The organism is Gordonia sp. w5E2 (assembly GCF_036540975.1).
Classification (GTDB): Bacteria; Actinomycetota; Actinomycetes; order Mycobacteriales; family Mycobacteriaceae; genus Gordonia; species Gordonia jacobaea.
Genome location: NZ_CP144213.1, coordinates 1,935,033 through 1,951,660, shown reverse-complemented (window position 1 = coordinate 1,951,660; position 16,628 = coordinate 1,935,033). Strand labels below are relative to the sequence as shown.

19 protein-coding genes and 1 other annotated feature are annotated in these 16,628 nt (G+C 59.1%); of the genes, 8 read left to right on the top strand and 11 right to left on the bottom strand.

Going from position 1 to position 16,628, the window contains the following annotated elements; all coding sequences use genetic code 11:
• Positions 1-29 precede the first annotated feature (29 nt).
• The 3 genes from RND64_RS08845 to RND64_RS08835 all read left to right on the top strand — a co-directional run bounded on the left by RND64_RS08845 (position 30) and on the right by RND64_RS08835 (position 2,952).
• Positions 30-800: a hypothetical protein gene (locus RND64_RS08845; RefSeq protein ID WP_152929966.1), complete on the top strand. Its 771-nt coding sequence runs from the start codon at positions 30-32 to the stop codon at positions 798-800.
• A 543-nt stretch (positions 801-1,343) separates the two neighbouring features.
• Positions 1,344-2,626 (top strand): IS3 family transposase gene (locus tag RND64_RS08840; protein WP_287014881.1). Its coding sequence is split into 2 segments (ribosomal slippage): positions 1,344-1,632 and positions 1,632-2,626, totalling 1,284 coding nucleotides; the frame shifts between segments, so codons are not numbered across the junction.
• Positions 1,622-1,750, top strand: a sequence feature (AL1L pseudoknot). Its footprint overlaps the gene before it by 129 nt.
• Before the next feature lie 44 nt (positions 2,627-2,670).
• The gene (locus tag RND64_RS08835) at positions 2,671-2,952 is read left to right on the top strand and encodes a hypothetical protein (protein ID WP_331436563.1); all 282 of its coding nucleotides are present in this window, start codon (positions 2,671-2,673) and stop codon (positions 2,950-2,952) included.
• Positions 2,953-3,044: 92 nt separating this feature from the next.
• On the opposite strand, the gene RND64_RS08830 is transcribed toward RND64_RS08835, so the two are convergent.
• The 7 genes from RND64_RS08830 to RND64_RS08805 all read right to left on the bottom strand — a co-directional run bounded on the left by RND64_RS08830 (position 3,045) and on the right by RND64_RS08805 (position 7,483).
• The gene (locus tag RND64_RS08830; protein WP_152929964.1) at positions 3,045-3,491 is read right to left on the bottom strand and encodes a hypothetical protein; all 447 of its coding nucleotides are present in this window, start codon (positions 3,489-3,491) and stop codon (positions 3,045-3,047) included.
• 757 nt (positions 3,492-4,248) lie between these two features.
• The gene (locus tag RND64_RS23125; RefSeq protein ID WP_152929963.1) at positions 4,249-4,572 is read right to left on the bottom strand and encodes an HNH endonuclease; all 324 of its coding nucleotides are present in this window, start codon (positions 4,570-4,572) and stop codon (positions 4,249-4,251) included.
• Positions 4,569-4,820, bottom strand: a complete 252-nt coding sequence (locus tag RND64_RS08825; RefSeq protein WP_049697026.1) for a hypothetical protein — start codon at positions 4,818-4,820, stop codon at positions 4,569-4,571. Before RND64_RS08825 ends, RND64_RS23125 begins: the two co-directional genes overlap by 4 nt.
• Entirely contained in the window at positions 4,817-5,548 is a 732-nt protein-coding gene (locus RND64_RS08820; protein ID WP_152929962.1) for a hypothetical protein, read from the bottom strand. The genes RND64_RS08825 and RND64_RS08820 overlap by 4 nt, the downstream gene beginning before the upstream one ends.
• Before the next feature lie 73 nt (positions 5,549-5,621).
• Positions 5,622-6,134 (bottom strand): hypothetical protein, encoded by a 513-nt coding sequence (locus tag RND64_RS08815; protein ID WP_152929961.1) that lies wholly within the window; start codon positions 6,132-6,134, stop codon positions 5,622-5,624.
• Complete coding sequence (locus RND64_RS08810) at positions 6,131-6,415, bottom strand: hypothetical protein (protein WP_152929960.1); 285 nt, start codon at positions 6,413-6,415, stop codon at positions 6,131-6,133. The genes RND64_RS08815 and RND64_RS08810 overlap by 4 nt, the downstream gene beginning before the upstream one ends.
• Before the next feature lie 900 nt (positions 6,416-7,315).
• Entirely contained in the window at positions 7,316-7,483 is a 168-nt protein-coding gene (locus RND64_RS08805) for a helix-turn-helix domain-containing protein (protein WP_160318033.1), read from the bottom strand.
• A 681-nt stretch (positions 7,484-8,164) separates the two neighbouring features.
• On the opposite strand from RND64_RS08805, the gene RND64_RS08800 reads away from it, so the two are divergent.
• Positions 8,165-8,431: a hypothetical protein gene (locus RND64_RS08800; protein ID WP_053117307.1), complete on the top strand. Its 267-nt coding sequence runs from the start codon at positions 8,165-8,167 to the stop codon at positions 8,429-8,431.
• Here the strand turns inward: RND64_RS08800 and RND64_RS08795 are convergent.
• From RND64_RS08795 to RND64_RS08785, 3 genes are all read right to left on the bottom strand, one after another.
• Positions 8,419-9,354, bottom strand: coding sequence for a hypothetical protein (locus RND64_RS08795; protein ID WP_152929959.1), 936 nt, complete (start codon positions 9,352-9,354; stop codon positions 8,419-8,421). The genes RND64_RS08800 and RND64_RS08795 overlap by 13 nt on opposite strands.
• A gap of 473 nt (positions 9,355-9,827) precedes the next feature.
• Entirely contained in the window at positions 9,828-10,019 is a 192-nt protein-coding gene (locus RND64_RS08790) for a hypothetical protein (protein WP_270482464.1), read from the bottom strand.
• Positions 10,020-10,469: 450 nt separating this feature from the next.
• Complete coding sequence (locus tag RND64_RS08785) at positions 10,470-11,591, bottom strand: tyrosine-type recombinase/integrase (RefSeq protein WP_049700876.1); 1,122 nt, start codon at positions 11,589-11,591, stop codon at positions 10,470-10,472.
• A gap of 791 nt (positions 11,592-12,382) precedes the next feature.
• Between RND64_RS08785 and RND64_RS08780 the strand changes: the two genes are divergently transcribed.
• The 4 genes from RND64_RS08780 to RND64_RS08765 all read left to right on the top strand — a co-directional run bounded on the left by RND64_RS08780 (position 12,383) and on the right by RND64_RS08765 (position 15,312).
• Positions 12,383-12,700, top strand: a complete 318-nt coding sequence (locus RND64_RS08780; protein WP_005172740.1) for a transposase — start codon at positions 12,383-12,385, stop codon at positions 12,698-12,700.
• Positions 12,697-13,590: an IS3 family transposase gene (locus RND64_RS08775; protein WP_005172744.1), complete on the top strand. Its 894-nt coding sequence runs from the start codon at positions 12,697-12,699 to the stop codon at positions 13,588-13,590. The genes RND64_RS08780 and RND64_RS08775 overlap by 4 nt, the downstream gene beginning before the upstream one ends.
• Before the next feature lie 138 nt (positions 13,591-13,728).
• Positions 13,729-14,433, top strand: coding sequence for a hypothetical protein (locus tag RND64_RS08770; protein ID WP_049700877.1), 705 nt, complete (start codon positions 13,729-13,731; stop codon positions 14,431-14,433).
• Between the two features lie 354 nt (positions 14,434-14,787).
• On the top strand, positions 14,788-15,312 hold the full coding sequence (locus RND64_RS08765; protein WP_049700878.1) for a GNAT family N-acetyltransferase: 525 nt from the start codon (positions 14,788-14,790) through the stop codon (positions 15,310-15,312).
• Positions 15,313-15,339: 27 nt separating this feature from the next.
• Here RND64_RS08765 and RND64_RS08760 read toward each other — a convergent pair whose 3' ends face one another.
• Positions 15,340-16,587 (bottom strand): uracil-xanthine permease family protein, encoded by a 1,248-nt coding sequence (locus tag RND64_RS08760; protein WP_049700879.1) that lies wholly within the window; start codon positions 16,585-16,587, stop codon positions 15,340-15,342.
• Positions 16,588-16,628: the final 41 nt, after the last annotated feature.

Genomic DNA, 16,628 nt, shown 5'->3' with positions numbered 1-16,628 from the left:
ATGACGACGGATTCGCACCTGAACTCAACATGAAGAACCTTGTCAGCAGCACCGCGCTCTATCCGGCAATGGCGGCAACCGATGCGCTCTCAGTCGCTAGCGAGACCACCCTTAACCGACGCGACTCGCACAACCTCCACACCGTTGCAACCTTGACTTTGTGCCGTTCTGCCCTTGAATCCGCTGCGCAGACAATCTGGATGCTGTCACCCACCGAACGAGACGAACGGCGCGCACGATGCCTCGCACTCTCAAAGTACGAACTCCTCCAGCAAAGCTACTTTGTTGGGCTTCTCGACACGACCATCCACACAGGCAGCAATCGGCTCAGCAACGCCGACTACAGCGGCTTTATAAGCCACAAGGAAGAGTTCGAGGAACGGCGGAAATATCTGAACGGGGTTGCGGGGCTAAAAGGAATCCAATATCGAGTCATCGTTGCCGACGCAGCCGATTGGATTAGAGCCAACGTGCCACCACACGACAACGGTGAGATCCGCGAACGCGACCTCACGCACGGCATGAAGGTCGCCTACAACCTCGGATCAAGCGCAGGACACGGCATGAAGTGGATTCGCGACTATCTGGGCGACGAACGCAACATCATGTCAATGACTGCGGACTGCCTCGCAGCAGCGGTCAACATGACCGAGTGCGCAATCGCACTGTATGAGGCACAGGCGAATATCCCGCGCAGCCACATTCGAAATGCCAAATGCCCGAACCGGCTACACCAGACGGTCGCCAAGTGGGCACGCATGTACCCACCACCAGAGCGCGATGAGACGCAGCAGGCATAATCCCGCCATGCGTCACAGACCAACCACCAGCACACAAGCCGTCGCAGTGAGCCTTAGCGCGGCTGTGCTCCTGGTCGTCGTAGTGCTCCTCACAAGCGCCGCCACCCGCCGCTTCCACACCCGCATCGACATGGGCAGCGCACCAGCATGGCTAAGCGCACTCTTCAGCCTTATCGCAGTAGGAGGCGTTGCCGTTGCTGTCCTCACCTATCGGCGGGCTGTCCGAAACAGAGAAGACGACGAGATTGCGCCCGCGCGTCTACTGGTTGTGACACGACGCGGAGGCAGCGCATACGCGCATGGGCCTGGCGACAACTACGCCACAACTCGAATTGTCCTCCGGAACGCAAGCACTAGCGATGCTTTCAGTGACATTCAAATCCTCGGCGTCGCACACGGCCCCTACGGATGCCAGCAAACGATCCGAGACTATTTCAAAGACGCCGCAGAAGCACGATTCGAGCTTCTCGGACCTGGGGATTTTGTCACTTTGAACCGCCCCGGGTCTGTCGGAGGCTCTCGAACCTGTGAAGGATGGAGAGCATGGCAGCACCACGCAAGTACAGTGAGGAACTCAAGGACCGGGCCACCCGGATGGCATGTGAAGCGCGACGAGATCCCGATTCGTCGAGAGGTGCGATCAAGCGGATCGCCGATCAGCTCGGAGTCCATCCCGAGGCGTTGCGCAATTGGGTTCGTCAGGCCGAGATCGACGGCGGGGTCCGCCCGGGCACCACGAGTGAGGACGCTGACCGCATCGCGGCGTTGGAGCGGGAGAACCGTGAACTGCGGCGAGCGAACACGATCTTGAAGCAGGCTTCGGCTTTCTTTGCGGCGGAGATCGACCGCCCACAGCGTTGATCGTGGAGTTCGTCGCGGCTCACCGCGATGAACACGGAGTCGATCCGATCTGTGCGGCATTGCGCGATACGTCCGCCCAGATCGCTCCGTCCACGGTACGAGCCCACCTGAGCCCCCAGAAGACCGAGGCGCCTCGTGTGGTGCGTGACCGGGATCTCCTTACCCAGGTCCGCGCGGTGCATGCCGACAACCTCGGCGTCTACGGTGCCCGCAAGGTGCATGCCCAATTGCGCAGACAGGGCCATAGTGTTGCCCGCTGCACCGTCGAGCGATTGATGAAAGCCGATGGGCTGCAAGGGATAGCGAGACTCAAGACACGCAAGACCACGCGCAGCGAGGGAGCTGAAACACCCCGGCCGGCTGACCGGGTCAACCGTCAGTTCACCGCGGCGGCACCGAACGCGTTGTGGGTGGCGGACCTGACCTACATCCGCACCCACTCGGGCTGGGTGTACGCGGCGTTCGTCCTGGACGTGTTCTCGCGGATGGTCGTCGGCTGGCAGGTCTCGACCACGATGCACACCGACCTCGCATTGGACGCCTTAGACATGGGATTGTGGGCACGGTCGCGTGCCGGCCACGACGTGGCCGGGCTGATCCACCACTCCGACCGCGGAGTGCAATACCGAGCCATCCGCTACACCGAACGACTGGCCGAAGCCGAAGCGGTGACATCTGTTGGCTCCAAGGGGGATTCATACGACAACGCGATGGCTGAGGCGTTCAACTCGCTGTTCAAAGCCGAATGCATCCGTAACCCCGTGATGCGCCCGCGAGGCGGCTGGGCAGGTGTGGGCGAGGTCGAGATCGCCGTCGCTGAGTACGTCGAATGGTTCAACCACCGCCGCCTGCACGGCGAGATCGGACACGTCCCACCCGTCGAGTACGAGAGCGCCTACTGGTCGACCCACACCGTCACCAGCTACCGTGAGAACCCGGTCCCCGCAAACGCTGGAACCAACTAACCGAGCCTCCAGCAAACCCGGGGCGATTCACTTCAGGATGGGTAGTGCCGGTGCCGAACCTAGGCCTTGATTCACTTCCCCCGGTCTCTGTGCTCTACGAGTATTCAGACCGCCACGGACGGCGCTGGCGTCGATTCAACAACTACGAACCCGAGCAAATCTCGACACCGCCGCTCAACGCTGCATCGCTTCAGCAGTTCCATGCCGCATTGGCATCTCGACCGGGCCAGCGCGACACCGTCTCAATCTCCATCGATAACAATGTCAAATCAGCCTTCCCTGAAGACGTAGCGCAGTTCTCCCAGCACAACGACGGAAGTGACTGACACTGCGCACTTCAACTGTGCCGACCCATGCTCATACGACGAAAGCGCCCCCTCAGCCCGAAGACCAAGGGGGCAGCTAACACGCCACACACCTACCGCACCACCTCAACAGACAAACCACGCACATCAGCAACAAACTCGCCACCCGCAACCTGACTGTCACCAAACTGCCCACCAATCCACGCCAACAAACGATCTGACGGAACCACGACCGACCACACCCGACCATCATCGGCACGCTCAGCAAACCATTCAGCAAACTCAAGCGAATCGGTCCACGACAACCCGTAACAATCCTCATCACGAGCACCCCGAAACAAAGTTAACGCTTCGCGAGGACGTTGCTTCTCATCCACAACCCCATTGTGCGAATAGCCGACTGCCTCAAACACGCGAACCCAAGCATCCACATCGACAGCAGAAACCCCGACACCCACACGGTTAAGCCACGGATTAATCAGGTACTCCTGCACAAGCGCATCAGCATACGCACCACCAGCAGCCTTACGTGCCCGCCGAATACGCTTCACCATCCCCATACTCGGAACACTCACGGCTGGCCCGGTTAATCCGACATGCGTCACAGCACCTAACACACTCAACCCCTCTAGTTAACGTTCACCTAAGCGGACACCCCCCGAACACCTGCACCCGACCGCTTAACCGACTTAGCCTTAGCCCTTGTCATTCGTTTAGACGACCCAAATCCGTCACCTCACACTTCTAAGCCCAAGCCCGCCGACCCGAACCACCACTTCGCCCAACAAACATGCAGGTCACAAGCCTAAAACGTTGCTAAGGGTGGGGGGTACCCCCTGTTCGAACAGATGGTCGACACCTGCCGCCCCAGCGCGATTTCTCTCTCTAAGCCCCCTTAAGGGCTTAAGGAGCGCCTAACCCCCCCCCCCCCAGTTTCGTAAACTTTTTCGCGCAAAGTTTCTCGTCGTGTCACGGAAACTCTGAACGTCCACCAAACTCGAACGCATGTGCTGCGTTAAAGGGGTGTAGTTGGCTCGGGTGAGCCATGCTTAAGCACCCGTAGATAGTGTTTGCGGCAGAATCCGCGCGCCTTGTGCCGATCTTGGCAGCCTTCCACGTCGCACAGTCCGCCTCTTTGCGGCCTGTAGGGTCGACAATGTGGGTGCTGCTGCTCATATGCGGCGCGGAGGCGTGCCCGGTCACAGGTCCGGCACTGAGCTTTGAGGTTGTCGCGGCGCCTTTGGTCCTGTGAAAACTCGGTGACTGGCTTGGTGACACGGCAGTTAACACACCTTTTGCTGTCAGCGTTCGCGACCGTTAAAGCCATCGCCTGCTCGCAGGTCTGCCTGTCGCTGTGCGTTTCCACCACTCGTTTAGCGGCATATCGCCTCGTTCGCGGTTGCAGCGACGGTGCGCAGGCGCAAGGTTCGTGATCGATTCCGCGCGTACTGGGTCGACCGACACGGGTACCAGGTGGTCCCATTCCAATGATTCGTCCCTGTCTGTTAGAGCGACGTTGACGGGTCGCCCGCACAGGTGGCAGATGATGTGGCCTTGTTCCCGCAGTCGGCGTTCCAGGATTGCGTGCAGTTTCGCGAGCTGGTGGGTGCGTCCACGTGGGCGCTGTTTGCTCGCGGTCATGTCCACGCGCCGTCGCGATAGTGGCCTTCCCAGCGTTGTGCCGTGCCACCACTGAGCACCCGGTCGACAATCTCCGTAGCCGCTTGCGCATCTCGTTCGGCTTGGGTGGCGCCAAACCCAAACATTTCAGGCTTCCCACCGCCGTACGCGTGTACTTCGTTGTCGATGAACGCGCCGGTACGGGTGGCGTCGGTATCGACTGCCTCGATGACTGCGGTTAGCGAATCGTCATTGCGCAGGTAACTCACGCGTGCTCCCAGGCGTCGGCGGTGGCTTGTGCCTCTGCCGTGGTTGCCGGGACGTAGGGTTGGCGGGCCAATTCGGCGGCAAGGTTGCCGACCCGCGTTCCGTCAGCCAACGCCACAGTCTCGTCGGTGTCGGGGATTCGGAATCGCCACCACGGCCCCGAATCGGAGGGTGACGGCTCAGGCAGCAAGCCCCGAATCTGCGCGGAATCGGTGACCGAACGCAACCACCTGTAGCGTTCGTCCAGTTCAATAGCGCGACGCCACTCTCCAACCTTGTTCGCGTTGATCGCCTCGTCGGCGGTGTGAACTCCACCTAGCTTGGGTGACAGTTTCGCGAAGTCCGCCACGATCTGCTCTAGTTCTCGGTTCAGCGTCGCCGCGAGATCCGCTTTGTGAGCGAATGCCACAGCCGCAGCCTCATCGAGCGCCTTAACCCAGACGTGCGCGACGATGCGGTCAACAGCGGTCTGGTCAGGTACTCGTAGCGCAGCGTCCCGGATGTGTTCGGCGGTCAGATTGTCGGGGAGTTCGGCGGCGATCTGTTGAGCGACGCGTCGGGCGTCGTGATCGAGTTCGCGGGAGGTCTTCTCCGCGAGGTGAGTTGCCGCAAGCCGTTCCTTCACCTGCGCTTGTTCGTCGTCGCTGAGGAGTCCGAGTGCCGCTAGGTGTGGTGTCATCTCTTCGATAGCTCGTCGTTCAGCAAGATAGTAGGTCGTGTCAAAAGCCATGAGGGTTTCCTTTAGGTTGGTTTGAGCAAGCCATGCTCGTTTATGGGCGTTAATTGCCGCTTGTGTAGCGGGCTTAGCCGTATGTTAAAGGGTCTGTGAACTCTAGGCCCACATAGAACGGGTCGCCGCCCTCGTGATCAATCCCGTCTGACACGTAAGCGTTCAGATCGAATCGCGGGTTACGCTTGTCGTCGTCGCGGTAAGTGTTAACGATTGCCACATTAAGCCGTGCATGTTTCTTTAGCTCGACTATTTCTCCGCTTAGGAATATGCTTCCGGTCGCGAAGTCCGACGACGACAATGCGGCCTGATAGGTGCCTGCCTGATTCATGAGGTAACGGTCCGGGTTGCGGTAGATACGCAATGCTGCACTGAGCACCACGTCAACTACTGCGTCCGGGACTTTCGTTACATCAGACCAAGCATCATCAGGTGATTCACGTTCCGCAATGGACCGGGCACGGGCAGAAGCCGACCACAAAGCCTCTTCTGCCCGTGCATAATCCGTTGTTCCAGGATTAAGTGACACCCCAAGTCGGGCGGAAAGTCGTTCCACGGTAGCCAACGTGGGAGTAGTGGTGGTCACCGGGCAAGCTCGCTGCTTTGACTGTCGATCTGGTCAAAGATCCGGTCGACGGCTTCGATGACAGTCCGCTGTTCATAGTTGGCAGCAATCACCATAAGTTGCTCGGCTACCTCTATGGCCTCCAAAGGTTCAAATCCAAACGTTAACGATTTGCGATAGTCGATGATCTCCGCGACGTATCGCTTATTAAGCCTGTTGTGCCTAACTTGAATTTTTGCGTTAGCTTGCAATTTAGCCACGATCAACGGCCCTAACGATTGCATCGACCAGCCGTTTGGCATCTTCTACCGGCAGGCTTACGAGCGAGGATGCTTGGCTTAGGGTGAGGCGTGTTTCGTTGCCGAATTGGTGAACGCTAACGTGTACGGGTGGGGTTTGTGATCTGCTGGCGCTTACCGCAAAGTCTATGCTTAATGCTATTGCGGGCATAGGTGTGTTCCTTAACAGTTTAGGCATGTGGTCTGGTAGGGTCTGCGCGTCGTTCCAACAGTTCGGCAACCATAACGAGTGTGTCGGCCACCTTATAGATGGAATCTAAGGGCACTCCAATTACGGAGTCGCCTTGCTGAATCGCTAAGCGTTCTTCTTGGAGGTGAGGTATGTAACCGATGTGTAGGCTTGCAATGGGATTCCCTTTAATGTCGTTCATTTGCATTGTGCGCTCCAAATAGGGCGTTAGGGTCTAGCTACATAGGGTTAGGTGCGAAACTCGCTTAGCGGGGCAATCAGACAGTTAGAGAGCTAAGGCTCGTTGCCGATACTCGTCAGCGACGGCCTTAAGGCAATCTGCCAGTCGAATAGCAGGCTCAACCTCAGAGAAGTACAGACGCCTTTCCTTGGCATACCCGATAGCAAACTCTTCAACCTTCGCGTCTTGGATCGCCTTTAGCTCGTCATAAAGCTGCGTAGCCTCAACGATGAAGCGGTTAGGCATCTTGGGCGGGAGGTCGTTAGATTTCAGACGGCGTCGGTAATGCGGTTGGCAGAGGTAGCGCCTCGTGGCTTGCCGTTCACAACCTGATTCGCTGCAAACCCTCATAAGCCTCCTACCGAAGTGTAAAACCCCAGAGGAGCGCAGCCCTGCGGTGTGGTTAGGCGCGCTCAACCCTGGGGTTTCCTCCCGATTCCGCTTATACTCCCATTTGCAGATCCGGGAAGACTAAGAATGTTTCGTTGACCTGTTAACGTGCCAATGCGTTTAGCGAGGATCGACGGATTCGATACACGCGTGGGCCGATCCTTTCGCCTACGAGGTCGCCGCGTTTGATCCAACGCAGCACCGTGTTGTAGGCGACATTGAGTTCGGTGGCGACTTGGCGGGCGGTCATCCATTCGTCGTTCTCGGGCATGATATTGGCTCCAAACATTTTTTCGGATCAGCTAAGACTTTCTAAGTCTTTCGTTAGGGTGTCATTTATCATCTTAGTAACCGTCTGTTGACGACCTCGATTAGCAGAGGGCGACCCCACAAATCTTAAGGATTAGCAACTGTTCCCAAGTCTATTGATGCGGGCCGTGTCAGAGTTGACGTCGATTGGTCGGTTAGTGACGGCTGGCGAGTGGGAGCGGGCCGCAATAATTTGGGCGTTTACCTATGACACTGGCGGTGGACGGCCAAGCAAAAGTGCTCAGAAGTCAACACTTTTGACGGTAAGCGAGTTCGCGGAGATGGGCCTAGTGGGTCTCCGATCCCGGAACAGCATCATTCGCTATCGCACGATCTGGCGTGAAGCTATGGAGTCGGGCCTAACAATCGACGTTAAGCCCGACTCGTTTACGTCGTCGGCATCCCACGCGCTAGCGATTAATGACGCTCAGATCGACGCTAAGCAACCTTTAGCTTCCAAAGGCAGGGAAACTAGAATTCACAGATCCGCGACGTTAGCGCCTCAATTGGGCACCCGGATCATCCATGTTCATCAAAAGGGCTCAGACACAAGCGCAGCAGCCCCGGCCCGTGACAGCGTGACCACCACGAGGTACCTAAAGCCCGTTGCCAGCCGCTCCCGACAGATGCAACAGTTCAAAGCATGGGCAACGATGACCAACAGCCACCCGCACTGCCGACAACCCTCACCGTTGACGGCGAAACATTCACCATCACTGCTCGCCCTGACGGCGGCTACCACTACGTCTGGCTCACAGGACGAAACGAGGGCTACGGGTTCAGCAGCAGCCGAACACACACTGTCGGCAACCCCGACGCGCCAACCCTTGTTCTGACGCTCCAACAGCACGAGGACTCGATACGAGACTTCCTCGCCATGATCGACCCCGACACCGGCTACATCGAATAGCCAGCCCTCTGCCCCGACGAGTCGTCTGATTCCTCCGGCACATCGCCCAACGCCACCGCCGTAGCCGTCTGCAACTCTCGGAGTCGACGCCCATGTTTCGGAATCAAGCCCATATCCAATTGGACGGCCCGTAAACGGCTCAACCCCTCCGCCCGATCCGACTCCCCACGATCACCGTCAGATGCCCAGACACGCGACGCGAACAGGGTGAACCACGCCCTCTCAGACAGCACCTCTCCCGAGTACAGCAGTTCAGCACGCATTGCTCGTTGATAGTCCCAATACTCAGTAGCGTCACCGGCTACAAGGTCACGGGCGTCTAGAAACTCAGCGATGACGCCGATACGCCAACCCTTGTAGAACTCGTCCAACGTCAGCAGCGTGTCGTCATCGGCACTGCGCAGAACGTCGGTCATGTCCGGGACGGTGGTTGGCAACTCAGCCTGCACTGCGTCGTCAGATCCGATGGAAGTTGTAAGGAACTGTGCCACGACACGCGACCAGTCCACGACCGTCCGATATTCCCCATCACCAAACTCTGTTTGAGCCTTTCCACACAAGACGCCCGCATTGACCCCTAGATCGGTCGCTGCCGCGATAAACACATCATCTGCGGCTCCCAGTAAGGCCCAGGCATCAAAGCTCACACGGGACAATTCAGCGGGCTTATTCGACAAACCCTTCCCTTCCTTGTCACTGCCGCTGTCTTTTAAACAAGACAACTTCGGCGCGACCACAGTGGATTCGAAAGCAACCTCGTCGCGCTTAGACAATGCATCATCCTCAAAACTCGAATTTGACCCCGAAGAAGTTTCTTCAGATTCGCCCAAGCCACTCGTGTTCTCCAATAGGTAATCTCGGATAGAATCTGTTTGGACCGGAGCCTGCGAAGGTTCTTTTGCCACACAATGATCATCGCTCATATATTTAGTTAGAGTATTTTGTTTAGTAGGATTTGTTATATAGGATATGTTTGCCCCCGCATCTCCGGGGTTTGAGTGAGTAGACTCCGGGGTTTGAGTCACCCCATCTCCGGGGTTTGAACTAGTCGAGTCGTCAACCAACGGAGCCGCAAGCACCACGTCGCTAAGATCACCTAGCCGATACACAGACGCGAACGTTGAACCATCCCAGCTGCGCCCACCTTTACGGGTTTGCGATGCCATCCCAGTTGCCCGCAGCGTCTTCAAGGCGTCTTCAACCGTGCTACGACTAAGATTCGTGTCGGCGGCGACTCGCTCAATCGGTGCGATAGCGCCAGCCCCATCGCTGTCGGTGTGGTCAAAGATCCACGACAGCACTACGAGGTCGGATAGTGCGAGTCCTGGTCGTGCCTTACCGGGCACCTGAACCCGTTTAACGACGGCAGTCATCTGTTTGTGCCACGCGAATTTGCTCATTCCACCAGCAGCCCTTCCACGGTGATGCGGGAACAATCTAGCTCCATCCGCCATGCGGCGGCTTCGTCCTCCGCAACCGCCTGACTATCGAAACCGCTATCAATGACGACGCGAGCTACAACGTCGTGAAGTCCATCGGCGCGTTGTTCGGCCACCACGCTTAAGTTTCCTAGATCGGTAAGGATCACGCCGACGCTCTAGCCAAGGGGCCGGTAAAGATCGAATCCAGATCGGCGGTCACGGACACGTAGTCGTGACTCATAGTTTTTTTCTTAGTTTTCATTTGTCAAAGAACTTCCTTCCCCGCATAACGGGGAGACTTGTCTACAGTGATCCGATGCGGCACCTGAATCCTGTGCCTGGTTGTGCTCGTTTATCCGGGGTCCGGTCTGTCTCTCGCGGAATCCTGCGGTCGAACGGGTCAAAACGTATCACACGAATTTTTGACAAAAGCACAAGAATCGTGCAGCGCACGCTACGTTGGCCGTCATTTCAAGGTGCCAATGGGCATCAAAGGGAACGTTTGGGAATCTCTGGGAACACCGCCGCACGAGGTTATTGTGACTGACATCACAACTTTGGCGCGCGGGTGTATCGATCCCCTTATGACGCCTCACAGACCAACAACCGACTGAGACTCAGCCCAGCACATTGCGCACAGCCTCATCCCAAGACCTGCCCAACTTTGCGTAACGCTCCGTCGTCGCAATCGACTTATGGCCTAGCAACTCCTGTACCTGCTGAATCGGCACACCCGCCTGCACAAGCCAAGATGCAAAGCTGTGCCTCAAATCGTGAACACGAACATGCCCGACCTTGCGCTCCTGGCGCCCGACCTTCACCGACGCAACCCGCGCCGCAGCATCGAGACGCTTTGCGAACAAGGCCGAGTCGTACGGCAGCCCCGCAGCATTCGCCACCACAAGGCCACTACGCGGCGTCGGCACGTTCACGCACGGAAGACTCGGCGGCTCTCCAAACCCCACCGCCGCCAACCTGCCAGCAAGCAACTTCCCCAGCGTTGCACCAATAGGTACAGACCTAGCCGCGTGCCCCTTGGTCGCCTTCAACGACTTATCAGCACGGTCGTACGCCAAGACCACATCAACAGTGTTGCGCTCCAAGTCGACCCGCTCCCATGTAAGACCGACCGCCTCCGACCACCGCATTCCCGTCCCGATCAGCAAGTCGAAGATGAACTGGTCGAAACCGATGAGCACCGCGCGAACAGCGTCGGCCTCCGCACGAGTCAGGAAGCGTTCAGGCGACGGGTCCGGCTTCGGAACGTCGACACCTCTGCACGGATTGACGGGAGCCTCACCCCGTGCGCCAGCCGGAATCATGCCCTTGTCCAGTGCCAACCGCATCACCGACGACAGGAGATTGACGTGCTTTTGAATCGTGGAAGCGGCGAGCTTGTCGCTCCGCATATCAGCCACCCACTGCTGCACGTCGGGCCTAGAAATGTCCTTCAAAGCAACATCACCCCAACGGGGCGTCACACGGTTGTCGAGCTTGCTCTCGTCCTGCTTGCGTGTCGTCGGCTGCACGATCCGCTGCGCCCACCACGTCGGCAAAAACTCTGAGAACGTGACGGTGCCAAGGCTGTCAGGGTCGTTACGAACCCGCTTCTCCGCAAGGTCCGCCGCCAATAACGCGTCCGTCTTCCGACCAAACGTTCCCGCCGACCGTTGCTTCCCGTCGCTGTCCCGGTACATGCCGCGCCACTTCTTGGACGGGAGTTGCGTTGCCCATGCCATCCGCCAAGGATACGTGCGCGTGCAACACGGTGACAGTGCGTGGTGTGTTCGTGTTGCAACCCACGTTCCAAGGCGTGCCGATCCATGCTTATCCGTACGCACCCGCACCGATCCGACACGCCGTTCTAACAGGGATTTTATGGGTCAATTCCCGCATCTCCCGACCGTGCTGTATGTTGTCGCTTGAACGGTCTTCTAATCCCTAGGTCGCAGGTTCGAGTCCTGCCGGGGGCACCAAAGACCGTTCAGAAAGCAGTCTTGGTGAACGGATGTCTATCGTTGACCCGCATCCACGCGGCTCCGATCGTCTGCGCGGGCCCTGGTCAACCTTGCCCCGCTTCCCAAACAATGCGCATCCGCCTCACCTTCGGATGGTGTGCCGCATGAAGCACGACACCGTACACGGTTACCTCAACACCACGTCTCAGACGCCCTCGAACATCCGCGACAGGTGGGACGCAACCGATTACAAAGGCACTCGGCGACACGCCGCCACGTCCGACACTGACGGAGGTGAGCAATGAGCGCCGCCGCGCGCCAAACTTTGAATTTGGATTCAGGGCTACAGATTCGAATTTTCGTCAGAGGCAACATATACGGTCGCCAGCATGCAACCACCCTCTGACCCCTTTGCAAAGCTTGCGATCCTCGCAACCTACGGACGAATAGTGACACGAGCTAAGCAAGCTTCAGACCTCAAACCATGGGGGTTGACTCGTCGTGTGAACCTCCCCAGTTTGAGTGGACACCTGAGATAGCGGGGCGAAGGGTCCTGCTGGGAGGATGTCTACATGTCCAGGACGCGTCGGTCGTTTACGCCTGAGTTCAAGGCGGAGGCTGCTCGTCGGGTGATCGACGGGGGACGGCCGGTCACCGAGGTCGCACGTGAACTCAACGTGCACGAGAACTTGTTGGGCAAATGGGTTCGCGCTGAACGGATGCGCGATGGTGTCGCCGACGAGATGCGCAATGCCCCACCGGACCGGGATCTGTCGGCTGGTGAGCACGCGGAGTTGACCCGGTTACGCGCGGAGCTCGCCGAGAAGGATCGCGATCTAGCGTTCCTGAAAAAAGTATCGGCGTACTTTGCGGCGCAGCAACATCGGTGAGCAAGTTCGAGCTCATCGCCGCGGAGTGCGCCGACCACGACATCACGAAACTCACTGAACTGCTCGGTGTTTCACGATCCGGATTCTACGCGTGGGTGGATCGGCAACGCCGCACTGAACTGACAGCGCGACAGCAGTGGCGTCGCGATTTGGAGGTGAAGATCCTCGCCCACTGGCAGGCATCCACGCGCACCTATGGTTCACCGCGGATCACCGCCGACCTGCACGCCGAGGGTGTCGCGGTCTCGGAGAACACCGTCGCCAAGATTATGGCCGAGATGGGTATCGAGGGCATCAGCCCACGCACCTTCAAGGTCAAGACCACCCAGGTCGATCCGACCGCGACGTTCCCACCGGACCGGGTCGGGCGGGTGTTCGACCAGGGTGGCATCGACCTGGTCTGGACCTCCGACATCACGTATCTGACCTGCGGTGAAGGGGATGCGTATCTGTGTGCGATTCGTGATGAGCACTCGCGGCGGGTGCTGGGCTGGTCACTGGCCGATCACATGCGCACCGAGCTGGTCGAGACGGCCGTGGACGCCGCGGTGTTCACCCGCGGGGGGTCAGTGGCCGGCACCATCCTGCACAGCGACCGCGGCAGCCAGTACACCAGCCACGACATGGCCGCAGCATGCGGCAAGTACGACCTCAAGCGCTCGATGGGCGCGACGGGGATCTGCTGGGACAACGCCGGCGCCGAGTCGCTGTGGTCAACGGTCAAGCACGAGTACTACAAGCGGCACGCGTTCACCAGCTACACGAATCTTACTGCAGGACTTGACAATTACGTACGCTTCTACAATCATGACAGGAGGCACAGCTCGCTGGGAATGATCTCGCCCATCGCCTTCGAGATCAAGTCACTGACCAGTCAGCAATCAAGCTAACCGTGTCCACTTTTTCGGGGGAGCCTCAGTGTACCCGACCGGGGAAGCATTCTCGCCGAGGATGATCTACGCGCCTTTGAGCTGATTCCAGAACTCGAAGACAAGTTCCTTGTATCCAGCACAGCAGTCTTCCCCGCAATGGCCGCGACCGACAACATATCTGCTATTGCCCCGCTACTCCCTCACATCAGCAATTCAACCAGCCTGCACTCCAACGCTGTGATGAATCTCTGCCGCACCGCGATGGAGTCTGCCGCCCGCACGATCTGGCTGCTGAGTCCCAAAGACCGTGAGACACGTCGACAACGCACTACCTCACTTGCTGGGAAGGAATGGCATGAGCAGACCATCTACTTCGCCCACGCAGCGAACCTACACAAGGGAAGAATCAGCCCTGAGGCCGAGACACAACGCGCCGAACACGCTGCGCAGTCGATGCAGTACCGCGATATCGCCGAAGCTTCAACAACCATCGGCTTCGACCGACCAACTAAAGCGATCGAACTTGCTGGCGGGTGGATCGACGATAATCCCCCGGCGCACGCCCGCCAGGAAGTAGCAAAGTTCGGCGTTCAGCAGCTTGCGCAGGCCACCTACTGCATCACGTCGAGCACCGTACATGGGTACAAATGGGTACACGAACACGTTGGCGACGATGGACGGGGACTGTTTAACAGCTTGGCGGACTCACTAGCAGTCGCTCTCGTGATGACTGAAAGCGCCATCGCGCTGTTCGAGGCGCAATCAGCAGGAGAAGTCCCTAGCAACTACCCTCGTCCCATCTATCCGGATCGCTTGGAACGGACGATCCGCGAGTGGTCAAGGGCTTACCTAGATGAATAGTGTGCTGCCACTTGCCGCGCCGATTGTTTAGGAGACCTGGTCTCCAGGCGTACTTTCGCCTTTATTGCCGCGGGCCGCGACTGCGCGGACCACAACTACCCGACGCAGCACAGCGGACGGGATGGTGCAGCTCTGAGGCGCCTAATTCCGGTCCCTTCGAGGCGGTATTTTTCACATAAGTGCGCTAACAGCGCGCAGTGATCCATTCGATCTGAATCGGAGGCAGAGTGCCTGCACCATTTGTCGTACTCATCCGACGAGCTTGCCATGGCACCGATGTCGGTATCGACAACGCTGCCGACCGGGATGAAATTCGATTGCACCGCGACGCAACGCTGATAGCGTCATCGACTGATGTCTGAGCAGATCCCCGCCGCACAGTGGCACACCCGTACCGAAACTCCGGCCGACGTGCCGACTGTCCGCGAGATCACCCTCGCCGCGTTTCCCACCGCGGAGGAAGCCGAGATCCTCGACGGCCTACGGCGTGACCCCGCGTGGATCGACGGACTGTCGATCGTCGTCACCGACGAGTCGGGACGCGTCGTGGGCCACGGCGTCGCGACCCGCGGCTTCGTCGACGACTCTCCGGTCCTGGGATTGGGGCCGGTGTCGGTGCTTCCGCAGTTCCAGAACCGCGGCGCGGGCAGCGCAGTCAACCGTGCACTCCTCGAGGCCGCACGGCAGATAGGCGAACCACACGTCGTCGTGCTCGGACACGCCGACTATTATCCGCGGTTCGGGTTCGAACGCGCATCGACGCACGGGATCACCGTCCCGTTCGACGCCCCCGACGACGCCGTCATGGCGATGACACTCGACGAGGGCAAGCCACTTCCGCCCGGAGTCATGCACTACGCCGCGCCGTTCGGCGTGTGAATCATCTGGACGGACAACACCTTTCGACTAGGCGCCGCGCGCTCCCGCAGTTCCTCGCCACCCGCCGATGAGGTGAATGGTGTGATAGATGAGCAGCGCACACACCGCGCCGATCGCGATGCCGCCGAAGCTCACGTCGCCGATGGTCCAACTGAAGTCTGCGATCGCGATGATCAGCGGAATCGCGGCGGTGAACTGGTTGATCGGTCGGGAGAAGTCGACGCGGTTGGTCACCCAGATGTGCACACCGATGATGGCGACAAGGCCATAGAGCGCAGTGGTGATGCCTCCGAGGACCCCGGAGGGAACCGACGCGATCACGGCACCGATCTTCGGACACAGTCCCAAGATGATCGCCGCGGCAGCGGCGACCCAGTACGCCGCAGTCGAATACACCTTGGTCGCAGCCATGACACCGATGTTCTCGGCGTAAGTCGTGGTCGCCGACCCTCCGCCCGAGCCTGCGATCATCGTCGACAGTCCGTCGGCGAACAACGCCCTGCCCATCCGGTCGTCGAAGTTCGCTCCGGTCATCATCGCGACGGACTTCACGTGCCCGATGTTCTCGACCACCAGCACGAGGACCACCGGTAAGAACGTCGGGATCACCGAGAGGTGGAACGTCGGGGTGTGAAACTCGGGCAGGCCGATCCAACTCGCGGTATGTATGGCGCTGGTGTCCACCTCGTCGCGAATCAACGCCACCACATAGCCGATCACCACGCTCAACACGATGGCGAGTCGTCCGAGCAGTCCACGCAACAACGCGATCGACAAGACCAGCAGCACCAGGACGATCGTCGCGGTCACGGGCTGCTTCTCGAAGTTCGCCTTTGTCGACGGCGCAAGGTTGAGGCCGATCAACGCCACGATCGTTCCGGTGACGATCGGCGGCATCACGAGGTCGATCCACCGAACGCCCGCAAAGTGCACAATGACGCCGATCAAGGCGAGCAACGCACCCACCACGACGATCCCGCCGAGCGCCGACGATTGCCCATTCGACGCCGTGGCCGCGAGTACCGGCGCGATGATCGCGAAGCTCGAGCCGAGATAGCTCGGCAACCGATTACCCGTGATGATCAGGAACAGTGCGGTACCGATCCCCGAGAACAACAGTGTTGTGGCGGGCGGGAATCCGGTGAGCACCGGGACGAGGAACGTCGAACCGAACATCGCGACGACATGCTGCAGGCCGATACTCACCGTCTTCGGCCACGACAGCCGCTCCCCCGGTGAGACCACGTCGTCGACGTCGACGCGCGTCCATCCCATGTTGTCTGCCAGTCGTCGCGACGTCGTGGTGGCGCCGGAGC